This is a genomic window from Prescottella subtropica, assembly GCF_005434945.1.
Classification (GTDB): domain Bacteria; phylum Actinomycetota; class Actinomycetes; order Mycobacteriales; family Mycobacteriaceae; genus Prescottella; species Prescottella subtropica.
Genome location: NZ_SKCH01000016.1, coordinates 18,097 through 41,591, shown reverse-complemented (window position 1 = coordinate 41,591; position 23,495 = coordinate 18,097). Strand labels below are relative to the sequence as shown.

23 protein-coding genes are annotated in these 23,495 nt (G+C 69.4%); 11 read left to right on the top strand and 12 right to left on the bottom strand.

The window, feature by feature from the left end; all coding sequences use genetic code 11:
- The first annotated feature begins 83 nt into the window (after positions 1-83).
- Positions 84-2,306 (top strand): LuxR C-terminal-related transcriptional regulator, encoded by a 2,223-nt coding sequence (locus tag E0497_RS14460; RefSeq protein WP_137725492.1) that lies wholly within the window; start codon positions 84-86, stop codon positions 2,304-2,306.
- 18 nt (positions 2,307-2,324) lie between these two features.
- On the opposite strand, the gene E0497_RS14455 is transcribed toward E0497_RS14460, so the two are convergent.
- Positions 2,325-2,951: a DUF2231 domain-containing protein gene (locus tag E0497_RS14455; protein WP_137725491.1), complete on the bottom strand. Its 627-nt coding sequence runs from the start codon at positions 2,949-2,951 to the stop codon at positions 2,325-2,327.
- Between the two features lie 71 nt (positions 2,952-3,022).
- On the bottom strand, positions 3,023-5,299 hold the full coding sequence (locus E0497_RS14450; RefSeq protein WP_137725534.1) for a penicillin-binding protein: 2,277 nt from the start codon (positions 5,297-5,299) through the stop codon (positions 3,023-3,025).
- 313 nt (positions 5,300-5,612) lie between these two features.
- On the opposite strand from E0497_RS14450, the gene E0497_RS14445 reads away from it, so the two are divergent.
- Positions 5,613-5,936, top strand: coding sequence for a WhiB family transcriptional regulator (locus tag E0497_RS14445; RefSeq protein ID WP_137725490.1), 324 nt, complete (start codon positions 5,613-5,615; stop codon positions 5,934-5,936).
- A 50-nt stretch (positions 5,937-5,986) separates the two neighbouring features.
- Here the strand turns inward: E0497_RS14445 and bagB are convergent, their stop codons facing one another.
- Together bagB and bagA are read right to left on the bottom strand one after the other, a co-directional pair.
- Entirely contained in the window at positions 5,987-7,144 is a 1,158-nt protein-coding gene (gene bagB, locus E0497_RS14440; protein WP_137725489.1) for an ATPase BagB, read from the bottom strand.
- Positions 7,141-8,160: an ATPase BagA gene (gene bagA, locus E0497_RS14435; protein WP_170312980.1), complete on the bottom strand. Its 1,020-nt coding sequence runs from the start codon at positions 8,158-8,160 to the stop codon at positions 7,141-7,143. The genes bagB and bagA overlap by 4 nt, the downstream gene beginning before the upstream one ends.
- A 55-nt stretch (positions 8,161-8,215) precedes the next feature.
- On the opposite strand from bagA, the gene E0497_RS14430 reads away from it, so the two are divergent.
- Both E0497_RS14430 and E0497_RS14425 read left to right on the top strand, forming a co-directional pair.
- Positions 8,216-8,380 (top strand): Sp36 family protein, encoded by a 165-nt coding sequence (locus tag E0497_RS14430; RefSeq protein ID WP_005515911.1) that lies wholly within the window; start codon positions 8,216-8,218, stop codon positions 8,378-8,380.
- A gap of 4 nt (positions 8,381-8,384) precedes the next feature.
- Positions 8,385-8,867 (top strand): RidA family protein, encoded by a 483-nt coding sequence (locus E0497_RS14425; RefSeq protein ID WP_421958351.1) that lies wholly within the window; start codon positions 8,385-8,387, stop codon positions 8,865-8,867.
- A gap of 46 nt (positions 8,868-8,913) precedes the next feature.
- Here E0497_RS14425 and E0497_RS14420 read toward each other — a convergent pair whose 3' ends face one another.
- Complete coding sequence (locus E0497_RS14420; protein WP_137725488.1) at positions 8,914-9,582, bottom strand: TetR family transcriptional regulator; 669 nt, start codon at positions 9,580-9,582, stop codon at positions 8,914-8,916.
- 147 nt (positions 9,583-9,729) lie between these two features.
- On the opposite strand from E0497_RS14420, the gene E0497_RS14415 reads away from it, so the two are divergent.
- Together E0497_RS14415 and E0497_RS14410 are read left to right on the top strand one after the other, a co-directional pair.
- A complete protein-coding gene (locus E0497_RS14415) occupies positions 9,730-10,497 on the top strand; it encodes an SDR family NAD(P)-dependent oxidoreductase (protein WP_137725487.1) in 768 nt (255 codons plus the stop codon).
- Between the two features lie 29 nt (positions 10,498-10,526).
- On the top strand, positions 10,527-11,312 hold the full coding sequence (locus tag E0497_RS14410) for an MBL fold metallo-hydrolase (protein WP_137725486.1): 786 nt from the start codon (positions 10,527-10,529) through the stop codon (positions 11,310-11,312).
- A gap of 215 nt (positions 11,313-11,527) precedes the next feature.
- Here the strand turns inward: E0497_RS14410 and E0497_RS14405 are convergent, their stop codons facing one another.
- Both E0497_RS14405 and E0497_RS20845 read right to left on the bottom strand, forming a co-directional pair.
- Positions 11,528-12,202: a Crp/Fnr family transcriptional regulator gene (locus E0497_RS14405; RefSeq protein ID WP_072845440.1), complete on the bottom strand. Its 675-nt coding sequence runs from the start codon at positions 12,200-12,202 to the stop codon at positions 11,528-11,530.
- A gap of 217 nt (positions 12,203-12,419) precedes the next feature.
- The gene (locus E0497_RS20845; RefSeq protein ID WP_241665887.1) at positions 12,420-12,749 is read right to left on the bottom strand and encodes a hypothetical protein; all 330 of its coding nucleotides are present in this window, start codon (positions 12,747-12,749) and stop codon (positions 12,420-12,422) included.
- A gap of 175 nt (positions 12,750-12,924) precedes the next feature.
- Here E0497_RS20845 and nth point away from each other — a divergent pair, with 175 nt between their 5' ends.
- Genes nth through marP form a run of 4 tightly spaced genes read left to right on the top strand, consistent with a single transcriptional unit; the run spans position 12,925 to position 16,194 of the window.
- Complete coding sequence (gene nth / locus E0497_RS14395) at positions 12,925-13,605, top strand: endonuclease III (RefSeq protein WP_137725531.1); 681 nt, start codon at positions 12,925-12,927, stop codon at positions 13,603-13,605.
- A 5-nt stretch (positions 13,606-13,610) separates the two neighbouring features.
- Complete coding sequence (locus E0497_RS14390; protein WP_137725485.1) at positions 13,611-14,276, top strand: TlpA family protein disulfide reductase; 666 nt, start codon at positions 13,611-13,613, stop codon at positions 14,274-14,276.
- Positions 14,273-15,007: an NUDIX hydrolase gene (locus tag E0497_RS14385; RefSeq protein ID WP_241665886.1), complete on the top strand. Its 735-nt coding sequence runs from the start codon at positions 14,273-14,275 to the stop codon at positions 15,005-15,007. The genes E0497_RS14390 and E0497_RS14385 overlap by 4 nt, the downstream gene beginning before the upstream one ends.
- Positions 15,004-16,194 (top strand): acid resistance serine protease MarP, encoded by a 1,191-nt coding sequence (marP, locus tag E0497_RS14380; protein ID WP_137725484.1) that lies wholly within the window; start codon positions 15,004-15,006, stop codon positions 16,192-16,194. The genes E0497_RS14385 and marP overlap by 4 nt, the downstream gene beginning before the upstream one ends.
- A gap of 4 nt (positions 16,195-16,198) precedes the next feature.
- Here marP and E0497_RS14375 read toward each other — a convergent pair whose 3' ends face one another.
- From E0497_RS14375 to nhaA, 3 genes are read right to left on the bottom strand one after another with little or no spacing between them, the layout of a single operon-like run.
- Positions 16,199-17,134, bottom strand: a complete 936-nt coding sequence (locus E0497_RS14375) for an alpha/beta fold hydrolase (protein WP_137725529.1) — start codon at positions 17,132-17,134, stop codon at positions 16,199-16,201.
- A 19-nt stretch (positions 17,135-17,153) separates the two neighbouring features.
- A complete protein-coding gene (locus E0497_RS14370) occupies positions 17,154-17,678 on the bottom strand; it encodes a phage holin family protein (protein ID WP_137725483.1) in 525 nt (174 codons plus the stop codon).
- A 23-nt stretch (positions 17,679-17,701) separates the two neighbouring features.
- Complete coding sequence (gene nhaA / locus E0497_RS14365) at positions 17,702-18,910, bottom strand: Na+/H+ antiporter NhaA (protein ID WP_137725482.1); 1,209 nt, start codon at positions 18,908-18,910, stop codon at positions 17,702-17,704.
- A 326-nt stretch (positions 18,911-19,236) separates the two neighbouring features.
- On the opposite strand from nhaA, the gene E0497_RS14360 reads away from it, so the two are divergent.
- Positions 19,237-20,538: an MFS transporter gene (locus E0497_RS14360; RefSeq protein WP_241665895.1), complete on the top strand. Its 1,302-nt coding sequence runs from the start codon at positions 19,237-19,239 to the stop codon at positions 20,536-20,538.
- A gap of 127 nt (positions 20,539-20,665) precedes the next feature.
- On the opposite strand, the gene E0497_RS14355 is transcribed toward E0497_RS14360, so the two are convergent.
- Together E0497_RS14355 and E0497_RS14350 are read right to left on the bottom strand one after the other, a co-directional pair.
- Positions 20,666-21,031: a Zn-ribbon domain-containing OB-fold protein gene (locus E0497_RS14355; RefSeq protein WP_137725480.1), complete on the bottom strand. Its 366-nt coding sequence runs from the start codon at positions 21,029-21,031 to the stop codon at positions 20,666-20,668.
- Positions 21,032-21,169: 138 nt separating this feature from the next.
- Positions 21,170-23,494, bottom strand: a complete 2,325-nt coding sequence (locus E0497_RS14350) for an ATP-binding protein (RefSeq protein WP_137725479.1) — start codon at positions 23,492-23,494, stop codon at positions 21,170-21,172.
- Position 23,495: the final 1 nt, after the last annotated feature.

Here is a 23,495-nt window from a genome sequence, read left to right as displayed (position 1 = left end):
CCTCGACAGACTCGACAACGACCCCACCCGACTTGCGCGCCGGTTGCAGGACGCGTCCGGATGTCTGGATCCGGCGGATCCCGATGCCGCGCTCGTCCTCGACGACGGCCACACCCTCGAGGACGAGCGCGGCTCTCGCATGCCTGGTCGGGTTCCTGGAGGCCACCCCCGTCCACACGGTCGTCGCGGCACGGTGGGCCCCGAATCTGCCCTGGGCCAAGTTCGCGGCGGAGGGTTCCCTGGCGTTCCTGGGCTGGGAGGACCTGGCGCTGGATCGGCAGACCGTCGCCGAGGAGTTCACGCAGCGCGGTTGCTTCCTCGACGATACGGATCTCGATCTCGTCCTCGAGATCACCGGAGGATGGGCAGGCGCGGTGTACAGCGCCGCGGTGGTGTTCGGCGCCGACCGGCGGGCCCGGCCGGCGATCACGGAACTGCTCGATCACCCGCAGCTGATCTCCGCCTATGTCGTCGGTGAAACCATGGATCGGCTACCTGCGGACTTGGCGCGGGCAGTCCGATCGACCAGTGGTGTCGAATGGTTCACCGGCCGGCAGCTCGCCGACCACGGTGTGGCGAACGCCGACCCGGCACTCTATCTGTGTGAGCAGCACGGTGTTCCGGTGCGGCGTGAGCGGATCGGGGGCGAGCTGCGGTACTCGTGGCATCCGCTGGTGCGTGCGCACGTCAACGCCGGGTTACCGGAATCGGGTCCGGCGGAGTATCGACATTCCACGGCAGATGCTGTGCGGCAGGTCGTCGAATTCGATTGCCTGCGTGAAGTATTCGTCCAATTGATGGAGGTGTCGGACGATCGGGTCGTCGACGAGTTCGTCTACCGGTACGGACTGTCCGCGGTGTTCGGTGGGAACGGCGACGACGTCTTCGACACGGTCGGTTCGTCGCACGGGTACCTGACGAGTATCACGTTCCTGCGCGTGCTCGCCGCGCTCGAGGCGAACGATCCGGATGCGGCACGGGCGTACCTGCGATCGGTCGCGACGAGCACGGAACTTCCGGCGGTGGCGAAAGTGTTGTCGGACGCTCTCACGATCGAAGCCGCGCTCATCGGGGGGTGGCCGATCCCGGCAGAAGCGATCTCCAGGCTCGAGAACACGTCGAGTACCGGGAACCTCGACATCGACTGTTACGCGCTGATCCAGCTCGCTGCCGCACTTCTGCTGGCCCGACGTCATCGTGAGAGTGAGTGCCTGCTGCGGGAGGTCCTCACTCTCGCCGGCAACGACGGCCATCCGCGACTCGTCCTTCGGGCGATGGCGCGGCTCGCCGGCGTCGCAGTGTCCCGAGGGAACCTGGTCGAGACGGGGGAGCGAGCAGAGCGCGCGGTGGCGTACGCCGTCGAGCAGGGCCTCGAATCGCTGATCGATGCCGCGCAGAGTGCGGCGACGCTCGGTATGTGCCGGTACTACCGCGGCGAGCCGTTCCCGGACAGCGGCCCCCTGCACGAGTTGTCCTCCACCACGGCCGTGCACGTCCACCCGGACGGCACCACCTCCCCGACGGTCGGCCACCACGCCGCCGTCACGTTCGCGTTGCTGCGCGCACGGTACCGGTCGTCACAGGCCGACGACGTCGCGAGCCTCGCCCGTGCGATGTCGGGACTCCTGTGCCGGGCGGCGCAACCGGGTCTCTCCGACCGTTATGTTCCCGAAGCGGTTGCGGTCTTCGTGGATGCCGGCCGGCTGTCGCTCGCCGTCTCCGTGGTGCAGGCCGCCCGCGACGTGTTCGGTGACAGCCCCGAGGTGACGGCGGCGCGGGCGATGCTCGCCCTCGCGGACGGGGAACCGACTGTCGCCGAACAACTCGCCCGGAAGGTGGTGGCGTCGGAGCCGGCGCCGAGAAGAGTCCTCGTCATCGAAGGGTGGGTCCTCGTCGCGGTGGCGGCCTTCCGCGACCGTCGACGGGACGACGCCGTGACAGCGACCCGGCAGGCGCTGCTGCTCGCCGAAACCGACGAGATCGTGCGGCCGTTCCTGCACTTCGCCGGGGACACCGCGGAACTGCTCTCGACCGTCCGCCCGGGAGCGGGCGTCACCCAGCAGTTCCTCGACCACGCCCGGGGCAAGCTGGCCGAAACGGCCGGTGGCCGCAACCCGGGACTGACCCGGTCCGAGAAAGCGGTTCTCGCGCAACTGCACACCGGGAAGGTGCTGCGGCTGATCGCCAAGGACATGCACCTGTCGGTGAACACCGTCCGCACCCATGCGCACAGCCTGTACCGCAAGCTCGACGTCACCAGCAGAGAGGGGGCCGTCGAGGAAGCGGTCCGTCGCGGTTTGCTCTGATCGCGGCGTGCGCACCGCTCACCGATGCCCCGGCAGGACACGGTGCCGGTGCCCGTCCCTCGGCGTACGCATCGCGTCGAGGTCCGCGAGCGCCGGATCGAACGCGGGACCGGTGCTCTCCGTCGCCGCCGACATCCCGGATCCTTCCGCGAAGACGAGATGTCCACCGAGCGCCCCGCCGACACCGACGGCGGTGAGCGCCGTCGCCGACAGAGCCGTCGCGAGGGGATCGAACGCGTCCGGGTCGCGGCGGCGGCGACGGAACGACGCGAACGTCAGCACGATCCCGACGACGTTCGCACCCGCATGGATCAACCCGACCCGGCGCTGCCGGACACCGCGTTCACTCCAGTCCAGCCAGCCGGTGCCCGCAGTCGCCGGCACCGTCACCAGCCCGATCCCGAGCAGCCGTCGGGCGGCCCGATGGTCCCGGAACACGACGTCGAGGACGAGGGAACTCGTCCACGCGCCGATCGGGATCGCGACCAGGACGGGATGCACAGGATGGCCGAGCCAGCCACCACGCAACCCGGCCGCGACGGGGGTGCGGCCCGGACCGGACTGCACGAGGTGTGCGAGCGCGTCGGCGACCCCGTCGAGGGACGACGCCGACTCGGCCCGTTCGAACAGGTGGCGAAGATTCATGCCCGACGGCTACCCGCTGCGGGCCCGGGACAAACGTCCGGCCGAGCAGGCCTGCAGTCAGCAGTCCGTGGTCAGCGGCCCGGTGCCGGTGTCGCGGCGATCGAGCCGTCACTGACGTAGATCGTCACCGGCGAACCGGGCACGGCCAGACCGGACGGGGAACTCGATGTCACGTCGTCCTTCTTGACGTCGGACTTGGTGGGCACCACGTTCACCGTGAAACCGGCGTCCTTCAGCGCCGACGTCGCCGCGTCCTGCGACTTGCCGACGACATCCGGGATCTGGGCACTCTGCGAACCCTTGACGTACTTGTCGTCGAGCGGAGGCAGCGCCGTCGGGCCGAAATTGCCGACCACCGGCATCATCGCCTGATACCAGGTCTTGGCCGGTTCGGTGCCGCCGTACAGGTTGCCGTCGCCGCACGGGCGCAGCGGGCCGGAGCAGATCTCGCCGGGCGTCGTCGAGTCGCCGTAGACGAGGACACTCGCGGCCAGGTTGTCGGTGAAGCCCAGGAACCCGGACGACATGTGCGATTCGGTGGTGCCGGTCTTGCCGGACATCGGCAGCTTCCAGCCGGCCGCGCTGGCCGCCCCGAACGACGTGCCGCCCGCCTGGTCGTCCTTGCTCAGTGCCACCGACAGAGTGTCGGCGAGACCGGGTGCCACCACCTGTTCGCACGCCTGCTGGTTGATGGCGACCGGATTGCCCTCGCGGTCGGTGATCGAGTCGATCGGGGACGGTGGGCACCACTTGCCGTGCGACCCGAGGGTCGCCGCGACGTTCGCCAACTCGAGCGGGTTGACCCACGTCGGGCCGAGGGTGAACGAGCCGAGGTTCTGCTGCTTCTGCATGTCGGCCATGCTCTGATCGCCGAAACCGGACGAACCCGGAACCGTGTACGAGCGCAGGCCCAGCCGGACCGCCATATCGACGGTCGGGGTGACACCGGTCGATTCGATCAGCTTCACGAACGCAGTGTTCGGTGACTGCGCGAGCGCATCGGTCACCGACAGCTTCGCCGGATAGTTGTTGGTGGCGTTCTGGACGCAGTACGTGGCCGGGGGGCAGCCCGCCGCGCCGCCGTTACCCATGCCGCGGGCCTCGAACCGCTGCGGCACGTCGAGGATCGCGCTGGTGCCCAGACCCTTCTCCATCGCGGCGGCCGTAGTGAAGATCTTGAAGATCGAGCCGGCACCGTGCCCGACGAGCGTGTACGGCTGCGGCTGGACGGTCTGCTCGGCCGCGGTGTCGAGGCCGTACGTGCGGCTCGACGCCATCGCCAGCACCCGGTGCTGGTCCTGACCGGGCTGCACCACGTTCATCACGTTCGCGATGCCGTCCAGCTTCGGGTCGGCGTTGGCGACCAGCGCCGACTTCACCGAACGCTGCACCGCCGGGTCGAGGGTCGTCTTGATGGTGTAGCCGCCGCGGTTGATCTCGTCGCGGTTCAGGCCCGAGGTCGCCAGGTACTGCAACGCATAATCGCAGAAGAAGCCCTGGTCACCGGCCGCGATGCAGCCGCGGGGCAGCGTGTTGGGTTGGGGGAGCACCCCCAGCGGTGCAGCCTTCGCGGCACGGATCTCCTCCGCCCGGTCCGGGATGTTGGCGATCATCGTGTCGAGGACCGTGTTGCGGCGCTCGAGGATGCCGTCCGGGTTGGTGTACGGGTTCAGTGCCGAACTGGACTGCACCATGCCGGCGAGCATCGCGGCCTGGGTGACGTTCAAGTCCTTGGCATCGACCCCGAAGTACGTCTGTGCCGCATCCTGGATCCCGAACGAACCGTTACCGAACGGCACCAGGTTCAGGTAGCGAGTGAGGATCTCGTCCTTGGTCAGTTTCTTGTCGAGCGTCAGCGCCATCCGGATCTCCCGGATCTTGCGGGCCGGGGTCGTCTCGATCGCGGCGCGACGCTCGGCGTCGTTCTTCGCGACCACCAGAAGCTGGTAGTTCTTCACGTACTGCTGGTCGATCGTCGACGCGCCCTGCTGGACCTCGCCGGACGTGGTGTTCGTCATGAAGGCGCGCATCGTGCCCTGCCAGTCGACGCCGTGATGATCCGCGAAGCGTTTGTCCTCGATGGAGACGATCGCGAGTTTCATCTCGTTGGAGATCTTGTCGCTCGGCACTTCGAAGCGGCGTTGCTCGTACAGCCACGCGATCGGGGTGCCGGTGACGTCGGTCATCGTCGTCACGGCGGGGACGGTGCCCTCGACGAGTTCGGCGGAGACGTTGTCGACGGCGTCCGTGGCGCGGTTGGAGGCGTATCCGAACCCTCCTGCCAGCGGGAACAGGACTCCGGCGAGCAGGACTCCGGCGAGTGCGGAACACCCCGCGAGCTTGGCGATCGTTTTGGCTCTCGACACGCTGTACACAGTACGTCGAACCGGCCGTTCGGCCGGGTCTACACGACAGACTGGACATGCGTCCGGGCATGGGTTCGGAAATTTACCCGGTCAAACGCCGCGAACTTGGCACGGTCGTACCAGAATCTACCGCCCTCGCCTTGCGCGCCGGGCGTTCTTTACCTAAATTAGCTCTCACCGGTGTGATACAGCTAACACTGGATTAGGAATGTGGTGCAGTTCCCACGTGATACTCGGGAACTGCGGGAGCATTCCGGGCGCCGTGGGGAACGGCGTTCGGACGAAGGGGAACCGAATGCACATGACCAGCCCCGCCGAGAGGCTCGACTACGAGAAGGCAGAAGCCCGTATCCAGTGGGTCGCACAGGCCCGATGCCGGGAGATCGACCCCGACCAACTCTTCGTCCGAGGCGCCGCCCAGCGCAAGGCCGCGACCATCTGCCGGCACTGCCCGGTCCTCATGCAGTGCGGAGCCGACGCCCTCGACAACCGGGTCGAGTTCGGGGTGTGGGGCGGCATGACCGAACGTCAGCGTCGGGCACTGCTCAAGCAGCATCCCGAGGTCGAGTCCTGGGCCACCTTCTTCGAGGTGCAGCGCCACCACCAGTCCGCGATGTAACCGGCGGCGACGCCCCCCGGGGCCGGCGGGGGCAGTGGGGGCAGTGGGGGTCAGCTCTGACGCGTCAGCTGATCCCCGACGGCCCGCAGCGCCTCGAGATCGGACACCTCGAACGGCAGCGACGGCACCCCGATGATCGGAACGTGCGGGTGCGACGCGGTGAACCGGCTCAACAGCCGCACCTCACGCCGCGCCGTCACCGCCCGCTGGGCGTGCACCCGCAGGATCGCCGACGTCAACGCGTCCGCAGCGTCCGGCATGTCCGACGGGTTCCGCTCGTCGAGCCGGTCCGCACCGGTGAGCGCATGGTCGGCGGTCAGGGTACACAGCGTCGGATGTGTCCGGTTGAGGACGAGGCCGGCGAGTGGCATCCGATCGTGCGAGAGCCGGTCGACGAAGAACGCAGCCTCCCGCAGCGCGTCCGGTTCGGCAGCCGCGATCACGACGAACCGGGTGCCCGGCTCCTGCAACAGGCGGTACGTGCGGGTCGCCCGTTCCCGGAACCCGCCGAACATCGAATCCAGGGACTGCACGAACGCGGACGCGTCGGACAGCATCTGGCTGCCGACCACCGTCGACACACCCTTGAGTGCGAGACCCATCGCGCCCGTGATGAGCCGGCCGATACCGCGTCCCGGTGCAGTGAGCAGGCGGATCATCCGGCCGTCGAGGAACGCCCCGAGCCGCTGCGGTGCATCCAGGAAATCGAGCGCGTTGCGGGACGGCGGCGTGTCCACGACGACGAGATCCCACCGGTCGTCGGCGGCGAGCTGCCCGAGCTTCTCCATCGCCATGTACTCCTGCGTCCCGGAGAACGAGGTGGCGACGGTCTGATAGAAGGGGTTCGCCAGGATCTGCTCGGCGTTCTCCGGCGACGAATGCTCGAGCACCATCTCGTCGAACGTGCGCCGCATGTTCAGCATCATCGCGTGCAGCTCACCCGTCGATCCGGGCGCGAGCTGCACCAACTGCGGCTCGTTGTCCAGATCCTGCACCCCGAGCGCCTGGGCGAGCCGGCGCGCCGGATCGATCGTCAGGACCGCGACCCGCCGGCCCTGCTCGGCGGCCCGCAACGCCATCGCCGCCGCCGTCGTCGTCTTCCCGACCCCACCCGCGCCGCAGCACACGACGATACGGGTGCCCGGGTCGGCGAGGACGCCACCGAGATCGAGGGCCGGGGCGGTCCGCGGCCGTGTCGGCGCCGTCATCGCACACCCTGCTCGGTCAGCTGCTCGGCGAGCTCGTACAGCCCCCCGAGATCGACACCGTCCACCAGCGCGGGCAGATACATGCGGGCCACCTTCACCTCGTCCAGTTGTGCGGCACTCTCGTCCTGCGCGGCCAGCGTGGCCGCGTGCTCGATCGTCTCGGTCAGCAGACCGGCGAAATCGTCGTCCGACAACGCGACCCCCGCCCGCGACAGACCGGTGTGCACCGCGTCGGCGTCGACCCGGCCCTTCGCCGCGTCGGCCAGCGCGTCCTCCGGCAGGTACGCCGTCCCGGTCCGGTTGACGATCACCGTCCCCACCCGCAGATCGGCCGCCTCGAGCTCGGCGACGGCATCCGCGGTCTCCTGCACCGGCAGCGCCTCGAGCAGCGTCACCAGATGCACCGCCGTCTCCTCCGAATGCAGCAGCCGCACCACACCCTGGCTCTGCGAGTGGATGGGTCCGCCCTTCGCCAGATCCGACATCGCACGGGTCACGTCGAGGAACTTGCCGATCCGCCCGGTCGGCGGCGCATCCACCACGATCGCGTCGTACACGCGCCGGCCCGCCTTGTCGGTGCGGATCACGCACTCCTTGATCTTGCCGGTGAGCAGCACGTCCCGCAGACCCGGCGCGAGCGTCGTCGCGAACTCGACCGCCCCGATCTTCTTCATCGCCCGGCCTGCGAAACCCAGGTTGTAGAACATGTCGAGGTACTCGAGGAACGCCGCCTCGAGGTCGATCGCGAGTGCGACCACCTCGCCGCCGCCCTCCGCGGTCGCGACCTTGGTCTCCTGCGGCGGCAACGGCGGCACGTCGAACAACTGCGCGATGCCCTGCCGGCCCTCGACCTCGACGAGGAGCACCCGGCGGCCACCCGCCGCCAGCGCCAGCGCCAGCGCCGCAGCCACCGTCGACTTGCCGGTACCACCCTTGCCGGACACGAAATGCAGTCGTGCCGAATCCGCGCCGGGCGGCCAGGTGCCCGGCACTGTCCTGTTCGTCGGTGTTGCCACGGCACGAGCCTATAAGTCGAAGAGGCGATCCGGGTGGAGGATAGGCTCGTTCACCATGAGCGAATTGACGACGTGGGAGTACGCGACCGTGCCGCTGCTGACGCACGCGACCAAGGCGATCCTCGACCAGTGGGGCGGCGACGGCTGGGAACTGGTGACGGTGCTGCCCGGCCCGACCGGTGAACAGCACGTGGCGTACCTCAAGCGACCCAAGGGCTGAGTCCATGGCAGAGGATATGCAGCCGAACACGCGGTCCTGGACCGCACGCCTGGCCGAACTCGGCATAGAACTGCCCGCCGTGGCCGCCCCCGTCGCGGCGTACGTGCCGGCCGTGCGCACCGGTGACCACGTCCACACGTCCGGTCAGCTGCCGTTCGTCGACGGCGCACTCTCGATCACCGGCAAGCTCGGTGCGGGCGTTTCGGAAGCCGATGCGAAGGCCGCCGCCCGGCAGTGCGCCCTCAACGCGCTCGCCGCGGTCGACGCGCTCGTCGGCCTCGATTCGATCGTGCGGATCGTCAAGGTCGTCGGATTCGTCGCGTCCGCCGAGGGTTTCACCGCGCAGCCCGGTGTGATCAACGGTGCGTCCGAGTTCCTCGGCGAGGTGTTCGGGGACGCCGGCGTCCACGCCCGCTCCGCGGTCGGCGTGGCCGAACTGCCGCTCGGGTCACCCGTCGAGGTCGAACTCATCGCCGAGGTGCGCTGAGTCCACCCGACCCCTGCTGAGCCGCATCCTCGAACGAGGGTGCGGCTCAGTCGTTTCCGTGGGCCGGTGGGTTCCGGACCTGGTCGACCAGCCGGCGCATGCAGTCGACGGCCAACTCCGCGGGCCCGTCCGGACCCGACGCGGGGGCGTCGCTCGCCGCCCACGTCTCGACGGCCACCCGCATCGCCGCATTCGCGGATGCCGCGACCAGTCGCACCGTCAACGGATCGGTACCGACGCCCATCAGCGGGCCGATCGCCGTGACCAGACCCTCCTCCGAATCATGTTGCACGCGAAGCCATACTGCCTGCAGCCCCGGCTCGTCGCGCACCGTGCGCAGCAGTCCGCGGGTCCACTGCAGCATTTCCTCGCTCACGTCCCCGGACGGCGTCAGAGCCCGTCGGGTCGCTCGCTCGAGGGCGTGTGCGAGCGGGCGTGTGGCCGACGCCGTCTCGGGTGCGTCCACCTCCTCGGTGAGATACGCGATCCAGGTGGTCACCCCGCCCGCCAGCAGCGGCGAGACGGCGTCCTCCTTGGTGCGGAAGTAGCGGTAGAAGGTGCGCAGTCCGATGCCCGCGGCGGACGCGATCTCCTCGGCGGTCACCGTCGACGCCCCACGCGTCGAGAACAGTTCGGCGGCGTGGCGCGAGATCTCGAACTGCGTCTGCGTCTTGCGGCGCTCCGTCAATGACGGCACGGGTCGTGCGCCGGACATGTGCGGCTCCTCGGATCTGATCGGGTCGGCTCGAATCGGCAGCGTACTCGTCCGGTTCCGGGAAAATGCCGAAACTACTGACACAACGTGCCATCTGTGCGTACTGTGCCACCTAGTCCCGCTCCCCACCGTGAAACGAGGAAGACCATGAACCGATTCGAAGGACGCCGCGCACTCGTCACCGGCGCCGGCTCCGGCATCGGCCAGGCCGTCGTGGCCCGACTCCTCGAGGAGGGCGCGACCGTCGCCGCCGCCGACGTCTCCGAGACCGGCCTGACCGTCACCCGCGACCGCGCCGACACCGCCGGCGTCGCCGACCGCCTGACCACCGTCGTCGCCGACATCTCCGACGAGACCTCCGTCCGCGACAACCTCGGCGGCGCGATCACCGGACTCGACGGACTCGACGTCCTCGTCAACGCCGCCGGCATCCTGCGCTCGTCGCACACCGCCGACACCAGCCTGGACTTCTGGAACACGGTCATCGGCACCAACCTCACCGGCACGTTCCTCGTCACCCGGCAGTCGCTGCCCGCGCTGCTCGAGAACGGCAAGGGTGTCGTCGTGAACTTCAGCTCCACGTCGTCCGAGTTCGCCCACCCCTACATGGCGGCGTACGCGGCATCCAAGGGCGGCATCCAGTCGTTCACGCACGCCATCGCCCTCGAGTACGCCAAGCAGGGCCTGCGCGCCGTCTCGGTGCAGCCCGGCAGCATCGCGTCCGGCATGACCAGCAACCCCGGATTCCCCGAAGAGGGCTGCGACCCGTCGCTCATCGGCAAGCTGTACCCGTGGATCGGGGAGGGCTTCGCACCGCCGGAAACCGTCGCCAGTGTCGTCGCGATGCTCGCCTCCGACGACGGCGCATTCGTCACCGGCACCGAGATCCGCATCGACGGCGGCACCCACATGTGACGGTCGCATCCTCGACTAGGGTGCGGGACATGACGATTGCGCATCCCGCGTACGCCCGGCTCCGCCAGGTCACACCCGTCGCGGCAGTGATGCTCGAACACAACCCGGGCATGTACTCGCTCGACGGCACCAACACGTGGATCCTGCGGGCACCGGGCCGCGACGAATGCATCGTCGTCGACCCCGGCGACGACGACCCCGACCACCTCGCGCGGGTCGCCGGCGTCGGAACCGTCGTGCTGACGCTCGTCTCGCACCGGCACCACGACCACACCGGCGGCATCGATCGGTTCTTCGAACTGACCGGTGCCCCGGTGCGGGCAGTGCGCGAGGAATTCCGGCGCGGCGGAGGCGGCAGCCTCGACCACGACGAGACGATCGCGGCCGCCGGCCTCACCCTGCGGGTGCTCCGCACACCCGGCCACACCGCAGACTCGGTGTCGTTCGTCGTCGAAGACGACGGATCGGTCCTCACCGCCGACACCATCCTCGGCCGCGGCACCACCGTCCTCGACGCGTCCGACGGCAACCTCCGCGACTACCTCGCATCGCTACGGACACTCATCGACCTCGGACCCGGTCGCATCGGCCTGCCCGGACACGGCCCCGAACTGCCCGACCTGCAACCCGTCGCGCAGTACTACCTCGCACACCGTGAAGACCGCCTCGCACAGGTGCGCGGCGCCCTCGACACCCTCGGCCCCGACGCCGACGTCCGCGCCGTCGTCGAACACGTCTACACCGACGTCGACGAAACACTCTGGCCCGCCGCCGAACAATCTGTGCGCGTGCAATTGGCGTATCTGCGCGACTGAGGCCGAACTCCCCGCGTTTCGCGCACTTGTCGTCCGGTTCGGGTCCCGCATCCTCGCGTCAAGTGCGCGAAACGCGAGGGATCCGGCGCGGGAGTCGCGTCAAGTGCGCAAAACGCGAGGGGAGCGGGCGCGGACCCGGACCCGGCCCCGGAAACGCCGACACCGCCCGCCCCGGGAATGGGGCGGGCGGTGTCGGTGCGATCAGGGACGCGCGATCAGCGGGCGCGGCGTGCCAGACGCTCGGAGTCGGAGATGAGGACGCTCTTGCCTTCGAGGCGCAGCCAGCCGCGGTGCGCGAAGTCGGCGAGTGCCTTGTTGACGGTTTCGCGGGATGCGCCGACGAGCTGGGCGATCTCTTCCTGCGTGAGGTCGTGCGTGACGCGCAGCGAACCGGCTTCCTGGGTGCCGAAACGCTGGGCGAGCTGCAGCAGCGCCTTGGCGACACGGCCCGGGACGTCCGTGAAGATCAGGTCCGCGAGGTTGTTGTTGGTGCGGCGCAGGCGGCGGGCGAGGACGCGCAGCAGCTGCTCCGCGATCTCGGGGCGCTGGTCGATCCACGACTTGAGAGCGTCGCGATCCATCTGCACGGCGCGAACCTCGGTGACGGTGGTGGCCGTCGACGTGCGGGGGCCCGGGTCGAAGATCGACAGCTCACCGAACATGTCCGACGGGCCCATGATCGTGAGCAGGTTTTCGCGGCCGTCCGGGGAACGCCGTCCGAGCTTGATCTTGCCGGAGACGATGATGTACAGCCGATCGCCGGGCTCACCTTCGTTGAAGATGACGTGCCCGCGCGGGAAGTCGACCGGCTGGAGCTGCTTGACCAGCGCAGCCACCGCCGAGGGCTCGACTCCTTGGAAGATGCCGGCTCTGGCGAGAACCTCGTCCACGTGCGCTCCTAAAAACTGTTCGTCGAATGCAAGTTGCGGCACGGCGACACGGGAGACATGCAACCGGTGCGTACGAAGTCTACTTGCCGCGGCTGTGTGACGAGTCACGGACACCGCGCCGAGTTTCACGACTTTTTCGTGGATCCGCCGCGAATCCACTCATCCTTCGGGCATTACGGGCTCCGCGTTACGGTCTCACGGAACCGTCACCAGGCGATCAGCTCGCGCGGCGGTCGGCCTGGGGGTCGCCGGTCGCGGTGCCGGTGTCGGCGGCGGGCAGGTCCTCGCCGTCGGGTGTGCCGGGAGCATCGTCGGTGGCGTCGCTGTTGTCGCGGCCACGCTTACGGCGCCGGTCGAACCGGGCCATCGCATGCGGGAAACCCTCGTTCGCGAGTGTGGCGACCTCGTCCTGGCTCGCCTGGTCGAGGAACTCCTCGACCTCCTGCTCACGGACCGTCAGCCGACGGAGACGGAACTCGACCCGCTCCATGGCCAGCGCGAACAGCATGAGCAGCACAGGAAACAGCACGACAGCCAGACCTTGCATACGGGGAAGTAAACACTGCGAAGGTCTCAGAAGCGACACAGTCCGGAAACCGACCGGGTGTGCAGTCCGTAGAGTTGTCGGGGTGCGTGAGACCAGAGCAGACGCCGCCGAGTCGGGCGCGGAGACGACCGTCGCGGGCGAGTCCCGTCTCGCGCTGGTGCGTCGCGCGCGGCGCATGAACCGTCGCCTGCAGGTGGCTTTCCCGCACGTCTACTGCGAACTCGATTTCACGAACCCGCTCGAACTCACGGTCGCGACGATCCTGTCCGCGCAGTGCACGGACGTGCGGGTCAACCAGGTAACTCCCGCCCTGTTCGCGCGCTACCGGGACGCCCGCGCCTACGCGGAGACGGATCGTGTCGAACTCGAGGAGTACATCCGGAGCACCGGCTTCTACCGCAACAAGGCCACGTCGATCATCGGTCTCGGGCAGGCACTGCTCGAACGTTTCGACGGTGAGGTGCCGCGCACCCTGAAGGAACTGGTGACGCTGCCCGGGGTCGGCCGCAAGACCGCGAACGTCGTCCTCGGCAACGCGTTCGGCGTGCCCGGAATCACAGTCGACACCCACTTCGGTCGCCTCGTCCGGCGCTGGCAGTGGACGGCGGAGACCGACCCGGTCAAGGTCGAGCACGTCGTCGGGGCACTCGTCGAACGCAAGGAGTGGACCGATCTGTCGCACCGGGTGATCTTCCACGGCCGCCGCGTGTGCCACTCCCGGACCCCCGCGTGCGGGGTGTGCGTGCTGGCCAAGGACTGCCCGTCGTACGGTCTCGGCCCCACCGACAAGGTCACGGCTGCCAAGTTGGTGAAGGGCCCCGAAACCGAGCACCTGCTCGAACTGGCGGGCATGTGAGCGACATGCGGGTATCGAGTGCCGCGCGGTGGAGTCTGGCCGCGCTCGTCGTGATCGTGGCGTTGGTCGTCGCGATCTGGCCGCGGGGCGACGGTGGTGAGCAGATCGCCGACTATCCGGGTTCGGGACGGTCGACGGCTCAGCTGGAGCGGCGGGCAGCCGACACCCCGGAGGCTCTCGCGCCGCTGCGGGCCGACGCCGCCCTCGCCCCGTGCCCCGTCCCGGCAGGCCCCGCCCCGGAGGGGGCGGTGCTCGCGGGCGTCACCCTCGAATGTCTGGGCGACGGCAGCCGCGTCGATCTCGGTGCCGCACTCGCCGGTACACCGGTGCTGCTCAACATCTGGGCGTACTGGTGCGGGCCGTGCCGGGAAGAACTGCCGTATCTGCAGCAGTACGCGGACCGGGCGGCCGGCGCGGTTACCGTGCTGACCGTGCACACCGACCCCCACGAGGCCAACGGACTGCTCCGGCTCACCGAGTACGGCGTCCACCTGCCCGGCGTCCAGGACGGTTCCGCCCGCGTCCAGGCCGCGGTCGGATCCCCGTCGGTGCTGCCGGTGTCGGTGCTGATCCGCCCCGACGGCACGGTCTCGAAGATTCTTCCGCAGCAGTTCCGCAGCGTCGACGACATCGCCGAGGCCGTCCACGAGCATCTGGGGGTCGCGGCGTGACGGGCCGTCCGGTGGATCCGGCCGCCGCCCCCGAATGGCTGCGCGGAATCGCCCACACGCTCCCCGCCGACCCCAACCGGGTCAATCCCATCCTGAACCGCCGGTCCCCGAAGGGTGCGGTGGTGCGTCCGGCCTCGGTGCTGGTGCTGTTCGGTGGATCCGTCGACGCCGACCCGGTCGCGATCGGCGGCCTGCCCGCGGACGCCGATGTCCTGCTGACGCAGCGGGCGTCGACGATGCGTCAGCACAGCGGCCAGGTCGCCTTCCCCGGGGGTGCCGCCGACCCGGGCGACGACGGCCCCGTCGACACCGCGCTGCGGGAGGCGGAGGAGGAGACCGGGCTGCTCCGCACCGGTGTCCAACCCCTCGCGACGCTGCCCGAGATCTTCATTCCCCCGTCCGGGTTCGACGTCACCCCCGTCCTCGCCTACTGGCGCGACCCCAGCCCGGTCGGTGTCGTCGACCTCGCCGAGGCCGAACGGGTCGTGCGGGTACCGGTCCGTGACCTGATCGACCCGGGCAACCGGTTCCAGGTCCGGCACCGGGCCGGCTACCAGGGGCCCGCGTTCGAGGTCGACGGCATGCTCGTGTGGGGGTTCACCGCCGGTGTCCTGGCCGGACTGTTCGCGGTGTCCGGGTGGGAACTCGAGTGGGACCACCACGACGTCCGGGACCTCGACGTCACACTGACCCGGGTCGCGACCGGGGTAGGGGAAGAGGGGGAGCGTTGAGCGGATCCGGATGGATCGACCTGGCCGTGGTCCTGGTGGCGCTGCTGGCGGCGTCGTCGGGCTGGCGGCAGGGGGCGGTGGCGTCGGCCCTCGCCTTCCTCGGTGTGGTGCTCGGCGCGGTCGCCGGCATCCTCATCGCCCCGCACGTCCTCGTCCACGTCGACGAGGGCCGCATGCGGGTACTCGCCGGCATCGCACTCATCGTGGTGCTGGTGGTGATCGGTGAGGTCGCCGGCATGGTCCTCGGCCGCGCCGCCCGCGGCGGCATGCACAGCCCCGTCGCCCGTGGTGTCGACAGCACCGTCGGGGCCGGTCTGCAGCTCGTCGCGGTCCTTGTCGCGGCCTGGCTGCTCGCGATTCCGCTCGCCACGTCCACGCAGGCGAACGTCGCGGCCGCCGTCCGCGGCTCCAAGGTGCTCAGCACCGTCGACGACGTCGCTCCCACCTGGCTGAGGCAGGTGCCCGGCGAGTTCTCGGCACTGCTCGACACGTCCGGTCTGCCCGATGTCATCGGACCGTTCGGGCGTACCCCGATCACCGACGTCGAACCGCCCGATCCGAGTGTGCTCGCCAGCCCGATCGCCCAGCAGTTGCAGCCGAGTGTGTTGCGGATCCGCGGCGCCGCCCCGAGTTGCCAGAAGGCCCTCGAAGGGTCCGGGTTCGTCGTCGAACCCGGCCGGGTGATGACCAACGCGCACGTCGTGGCCGGCACCACCACGGTCGTCGTCGACACCGCGACCGGACCGCTCGACGCCCACGTCGTGCTGTTCGATCCGGCGGTCGACGTCGCGATCCTCGACGTGCCCGGGCTGACGGCGCCGGTCCTGCAGTTCGCAACCGACCCGGCCCGCACCGGTGACAATGCGATCGTCCTCGGCTACCCGGGCGGCGGTCCGTACACCGCGTCCGCAGCCCGCATCCGCGAGACCCTCGACCTGCGCGGCCCGGACATCTACCGCGACGGCACCGTCGAACGGGAGGTGTACACGGTGCGCGGCTCCATCCGGCAGGGCAATTCGGGTGGCCCGCTGGTCGACGAGCAGGGCCGTGTCCTCGGCGTCGTGTTCGGTGCCGCCGTCGACGACAGCGACACCGGTTTCGTGCTCACCGCAGCCGAGGTGTCCCGTCAACTCGAGCAGGCGAACGGTTCGACCGCCGCGGTCGACACCGGGGTGTGCATCGTCTGATCCGTCACCGGGATGCGAGTGCGAACCGGACCAGGGCGTCGGTCACCTCGTCCGGGGACTCCTGGTGCGCGAAATGCCCGGCACCGGACACCCGGTGCAGCTGCTGTCCCGGCGCCCACCGCGTCGACCGGTCGATCGTGCCGGGCAGCACGTACGGGTCGAGTTCGCCGTGGACCTGCAGGACCGGGATCCGCACCTGCCCGTCCATCGCCGTCATGAAACGTTTCCCGTCGGGGCGGAACTGACTGCGGAACGCCCACCGCTGGTATTCGAGTGCGGAGTGCGCGACGCGGGGGATCCGGATCGCGGACCGTAACCGGGCGACGACGTCGGCGAACTCGTCGGAGGTCGGCCAGGCCGGCCCGGACCGGGCCCGCAGCAGCCGCTCGATCTCGGCGCCGTCGTCGCGGACCAGTCGGCGTTCGGGCCGCCACGGCACCTGGTAGTCGAGGAACGTGGGCAGCAGTGCCCGCCGCTGCCGGTCGTCCCGCAGTACCGCCTGCTTCAGCGCGATCGGATGCGGTGAGCTGATCAGGCCGATCGACGTGACCAGCCGCGGGTGCAGCAGGGCCGTCGCCCAGCACACCAGGCCGCCGTCCGCGTGCCCGATCAGGGTGGCGGTCGTGTGACCCATCGCCCGGATCAGTCCGGCGATGTCCCCGGCGAGGGTCCAGCCGTCGTAGCCGCGGGGCGGGGTGTCGGTGTCGCCGTAGCCGCGCAGGTCGACCGCGGCGGTGCGGAAACCGGCGTCGGCGAAGGCGGGCAGTTGATGCCGCCACGACCACCAGAAGTCCCCGAAACCGTGCAGCAGCACGACCAGGGGTGCGTCGGGTCGCGACGGCCCGGTCTCCGCGATGTGGATGCGGATGCCGTTGGCATGGATGTCACGATGCGTCCACGGTCCGTCGAAACGGACCGTGGACGGGTCGGGTTGTGTCACGGGTGCGGTCACGGCCGATTCAGCCGACGGTGCCCGTTCCCGAGCCCAGCGGCGCGCCGGTGTCCGGGCGGGCCGTCGGCAGGACCGCCGCGGTCTGCTTGAGCGAGTCGATGGTCTTGTTCGGGGCCCGCAGCTTGCGCACCCGCAGGTAGCCGAGCAGTGCGAGGACTCCGGTGACCACGAGCATCAGCACGAAGACGATCAGGAACGACGCCCACCGGTCGAGCCACACGCTGAGCAGTTCGGCGAGGAAGAAGAAGAAGAAGAACGCGCTGAAGATCAGCACCGACAGTGCCAGGATGAAGAACAGGCTGCCCTGCAGGCCCTTCTTCACCTCGCTGGTGACCTCGGCCTTCGCGAGTTCGACCTCGGCGCGGAACAGCGTCGAGACCTGGGCGGTGGCATCCCGGACCAGGGTGCCGATCGACGCCGTCTGCGGATCGTGGAGGTCTGTGAGGGGGATCGAGGAGACCGTCGTCGGAACGCCGTCGCCGGTGGACCGGCTACCGCTGCCGGTGCCTCCGTTGCCGTTGGTGAAGCTCACTTGTCGACCCCTCCAGGTTGTTCTCACATCTCGGTGGCAGCGGCGCGGGCCTGGTGGACCCGTCCGCGCCGCAACAGTAGCGCCGATCCGACCAGGGATGCAGCCAACGAGGTCATGAGCACCGCCGCTTTCGCGATGTCCGCTTCGCTGCCGTCGCCGACGCCTGCGAGTGCAAGATCGGCCACCAGAAGGCTAACGGTGAACCCGATCGCGCCGAGCACCGACAGGGCGAACATGTCCCGGAATCCGAGTCGGCTCGGCTTGGTGGCGATGCCGAGGCGGATCGCGAGCCACGACACCCCGAAGATGCCGACGGTCTTGCCGATCAGCAGTCCCAGGATGACGGCGAGCGAGACCCGGTCGGTGAACAGTTTCCCGAGAACCTCCCCGTCGATGGGGACGCCCGACGCGAACAGTGCGAACAGCGGTACGCACAGGGCCGCCGACCACGGCTGCAGGCGATGCTCGAGCCGGGCCGCCGGCGCGTACTCCTCGTCCGGGTCGCGGCGGACCCGGGTGAGCAGGCCCAATGCGACGCCGGCCAGGGTCGCGTGGATACCGGCCTCGTGCATGCTGTACCAGGCGAGCAGGGCCAGCGGGACGTAGAGCAGCGGTGTGGTGATGCGTTTGCGCTGGGCGTACCAGTAGGCGGCGAGGCAGACGACCGCGCTCAGAATCCACAGCATCGCGATCGAGCCGGTGAACAGCACCGCGATCAGGAGGATCGCGAGCAGGTCGTCGACGACGGCGAGGCTGAGCAGGAACACGCGGGCGCTGGCCGGGATACGGGATCCGGTGAGGGCGAGCACGCCGAGCGCGAACGCGATGTCGGTGGCGACCGGGATCGCCCAGCCGCGGTCCATGCCGGGGGCGCCGGCGCCGACGACGGCCGCGATGATCGCGGGCAGCACGACGCCGCCGCACGCGGCGATGATCGGCAGGGCCGCCTTCTTGCGGTCGGCGAGTTCGCCGATGACGAGTTCGCGTTTGAGTTCGATGCCGGCGACGAAGAAGAAGATCGCCAGCAGACCGTCCTGCGCCCATGTGCCGAGGGTGAGGTTCAGGTGGAGGGCGCTGGGGCCGATCTGCCAGTCCCGCAGCGACGTGTAGGCGTCGGCCAGCGGGGAGTTCGCCCAGATCACGGCGACCGCGGCGGCGATGAGGAGGATCGATCCGCCCACCGTCTCGGTGCGGAGGTAGCGGGCCAGTTCGGAACGTGCGGCAGTGATCAAGGAAAGCCTCTCGACTGGATGCGTCTCGGTACGGCAAATGCGTCGCCGACCAGACTTCCCGGCACTCCTACCGAGGATCTTAACGGGTTCTTGACGACGGGCCGTGTCGCGACCCCCGTTTGCGTCGTCCAGCACGCCGGGTGTTCAATTCCTACCTATTGGGATAGATGCCCAATACTCGAGACATGTCCGGTTTGTGGGCAGGTGAGTGCGTAGGAGCGTGCAGTGTGAGCGAGAAGGTGGTGGCCGCCGAGCGCGGCGCGGAACGGACACCGATCGGTGGCGACTCGGACACCGTCGCGGGTGTACCGCGGCGGCGGATCGTCATGGCCAGCATGATCGGTACGTCGATCGAGTTCTACGACTTCTACATCTATGCGACCGCTGCGGTATCGGTGTTCCCGCACCTGTTCTTCCCCAAGAGCGACGACAGCACCGCGCTGCTGGCGTCGTTCGCGACGTTCGGTCTGGCGTTCGTCGCCCGTCCGCTCGGCTCGATCCTGTTCGGTCACTTCGGTGACCGGGTCGGACGCAAGGTCACGCTGGTCGGGTCGCTGCTCACGATGGGCGTCGCGACGTTCCTGATCGGCCTGCTGCCCACGTACCACCAGGTGGGCATCATCGCGCCGGCGCTGCTCGCGCTCATGCGGTTCTGTCAGGGCCTCGGCCTCGGCGGCGAATGGTCCGGTGCGGCCCTGCTCGCGACGGAGACCGCCAAGAGCGGTAAACGTGCGTGGGCGGCCATGTGGCCGCAGCTCGGTGCCCCCATCGGGTTCTTCTTCGCGAACGGCCTGTTCCTGTTGATCACGCTGGGGCTCGGCTACGCGGACAGTACCGACCCGGATCTCGACAGCGCCTTCATGACGTGGGGTTGGCGTATCCCGTTCCTGCTGAGCGCGGTGATGGTGATGATCGGCCTGTACGTGCGTCTCAAGCTGGAGGAGACGCCGGTGTTCGCGCGCGCCGTCGCGAACGGCGAGAAGGTCGAGACCCCGCTCACCGAGGTGTTCAAGACCAGCTGGCGGCAGCTGATCATCGGCACGTTCGTGATGCTCGCGACGTACACGCTCTTCTACCTGATGACGACGTGGGTGCTCAGTTACGGCACCGCGAAGTCGGCTGCCGACGGCGGACACGGGGTGGGTTTCCAGTACCGCGACTTCCTGGTGCTGCAGCTGATCTCGGTGCTGTTCTTCGCGGCCGCGATCCCGGTCGCGGGCTGGCTCGCCGACCGGTTCGGGCGCCGGATCACGCTGCTCGTGATCACCGCCGCGATGATGGTGTTCGGTCTGACGTTCGGGGTGATCCTCGATCCCGAGGGTATGGGCGACGCCCGCATGCTGGGCTTCCTGATCGCCGGCATGGTCCTGATGGGTCTGACGTTCGGCCCGATGAGTGCCGTGCTGCCCGAGTTGTTCCCCACCAACGTCCGCTACACCGGATCCGGTATCGCCTACAACGTCGCGAGCATCCTCGGTGCGGCCGTCGCGCCGTTCATCGCGACGTGGCTGGCGACCGAGTACGGCGTCGGCTGGGTAGGCATCTACCTGCTGATCGCGTCGGTGCTGACGTTCGTGGCATTGCTCGCCATGCGGGAGACGAAGGACGAATCACTCGACACGGTCTGATTCGGCACGGTCTGATTCGGCACGGCCCGATCGGGCCTGGAACGTGAAAGGAGGGTGTGACCGTGACGGTCACACCCTCCTTCGTTCCGTGTCGGGGCCGGTTCGTCCGGGGCCGGCCGGTCCGCGGTCACTGCTGCACGAACAGCGGGTACCGCTCGCCCGGGATCATCCGGTCGTAGCGGACCCGGATGGGCATGCGCCGGGTATCGGGGGCGCCCTCGATCCACGCGTACGTCCACGGGCCGTCGTCGAGTGCGACGATCGCGATCGTGTACGGGGTGAAGTCGGTGCACGTCCGGCTGGGGGAGAGTTCGACGACGGTCCACGAGACGATGGACCCGATGCCCGACGACGGCGTCCGCCCGATCTCGGTGCCGCGGCACGCCGAACACGTCGACGCGTCCGGCGCGAGAAGTTCGCTGCAGTCGTCGCAGCGGCCGATCGTGAAAGTGTCCACAGCGGTGGTGACGGTGTGGTGACGGTGATCGTGCATCGGGGGACCTCGCCTTCGTGACCCTTGGTTGTCCGACTCCCACACTTCCAACGGGGACGCCACCCCGCGACGGTAGAACTACCGGGGGTCCTACCTGTTTTCGATCCGGGTACCTACCCGGTTCGCGGAAATGCCAGGTCAGGAGGTTTCGGCCGTGGGGCGTCCGGCGCGTCCGACCACCCAGCCCGCGATCTGGGTGCGGGAGGCGAACCCGAGTTTCGCCAGGATGTGTTCGACGTGCCCCTGCACGGTGCGCGGGGAGATGACGAGTCGGTCGGCGATCGCCCTGTTCGTCAGGCCCTCCGCGACGAGGTCGGCGACCTCCGTTTCGCGGGGTGTCAGCCCGGTGGCGTCGCGGTCCCGTGCGGCACCGGGGAGACGATCGTCGACGGCGAACGCGACGATCCGGTCGAAAGTCAGCCGTGACCCCCGCCGGACGGCGGCGTCGAACACCCGATCGCCGAGCGCGGTACGGGCCTGCTCGTGGGTGGCGTCGTGGTGCTCGCGCAGTGCGGGGACGGGGACGCCGTGACTGCCGCCGGCCAGCCACAGGGCGTCGGCCGCACCGAACAGGATCGCCGCCCTCCGGGGTTCGGACGTCTCGGCGGCGATCCACGCCAGGATCTCGACGCAGATCGCGGTGCCGAGCAGGTCGTCGAGGGTGCTGCTCAGTTGCACGGCCTCGGTGAACAGGGCACTCGCCTGCCGGGGGTCGTCGTGCCACAGGGCGAGGCCGCGTACGCACAGCGCGTACGAGCGGAGGAGAGACTCACCGCACTCGCGGGTGACGTCGACGGCTTCGTCGGCGTAGGCGGCGGCCCGTTCGGTCTTGCCGAGCAGGGCCGCGGCCATCGCCAGATCCAGCAGGGTGCTCACGTATCGCTGCCGATCGCCACCGTCTCGGGCCGCGTCCAGGAGTGCCCCGAGAAGTTCGAGTGCGCGCGCGGGATCGCCGACGTAGATCTGCAGGTGACCGTCCGCGTACGCGACCGCGGCATCGACGTCCGGGTCGGTGATCTGCGCGGCCACGGCACGGGCCCGGGACACCGATGCGGCTGCCGCGTCGACCTCGCCCTGGACGGCGGCGAGGACCGACGATGCGGCGAATGCCTTCGCCCGCTGGGCGGTGGGTGCCCCGCCCTGCGCGGCGAGGGCCCGGTCGAGCCACCGCCGGCCCCCGTTGAGGAATCCTCGCGCGATCCAGAAGATGTACAGCGCGTTCGCGATCCGCAGCCCGGTCTCGGCCTCGCCCGGTTCGTTCAGACAGTACTCGAGGGCGTCCCGTACGTTGAGACGTTCCCGGGTGAGGCGGGCGATCCAGGCCGGCTGGTCCGGTCCGATCCACTCGGTTTCGTACCGCAGGATCAGGTCGCGGAACCAGTCCCGGTGCCGGCGCTGCAATGCCGCGTACCCGCCGGAGTCGTGCAGTCGCCGGATCCCGTAGTCGCGCAGCGTCTCGAGCCACCGGTACCGCGTCACACTGCCGTGGTCCTCCACGACGAGAATCGACTTGTCGACGAGGGAGACGACGCCGTCGAGCAGATCGTCCGGGGTGAGGTCACCGGCCGCGACGGCCTCGGCCGCGTCGAGTTCGAAGCCTCGGGGGAAGACCGACAACCGCTGCCACAGCCCCTGCTCGGCGGGGGTGCACAGGTCGTAGCTCCAGTCGACGCTGGTGCGGAGTGCCTGCTGCCGGTCGGGGGCGGTCCGGTCACCGTCGGTGAGCAGCCGGAACCGGTCGGTCAGACCGGCGAGCACCTCGTCGATCGACATCGAGCGCAGCCGGGCCGCGGCGAGTTCGATCGGCAGCGGCAGCCCGTCGAGGGCCGAGCAGATCGCGGTGACGGCCGCCCGGTTGCCCTCGGTGAGCGCGAACTCGGGTTCGGCGTCGGCTGCCCGTTCGACAAACAGGCTCACCGACTCGTTCCGGGCGAGGTCCCGCAGTGCCGTCGGCCGGCCGGTGTCGGGCAGCGGCAGCGGCGGCACCCGCAGGACCGTCTCCCCGCGGATCGCGAACGGTTCACGGCTCGTCGCCAGGATCCGCAGACCCGGACTCGAGCGCAGCAGCGTATCGGCGAGTTCCGCCGCCGCGTCGACGACGTGTTCGCAGTTGTCGAGGACGATCAGCATGCTCCGGGTCGCCAGGTAGTCGGTGAGCATCTGCATCGTCGACGCCGCGCTCTGCCCGCGCAGGCCGAGAGCCACGGCCACCTGCTCGTCCAGCAGCGGATCGTGCCCGTCACCGAACTCGACGAGCCGGACACCGTCGTCGAAGGAGCGTCGCACCTCCGTCGCCACCTTCACGGCCAGCCGCGTCTTGCCGACCCCTCCGATCCCGGTGAGCGTCACCAGCCGGGACGCCGCGAGCAGCCGTCTGGCCTCGGTCAGCTCCCTGCGCCGGCCGACGAAACCGGTCGGACCGGGTGGCAGGTCGCCGAGTCCGGCGCGCACCGCAGGTGACATG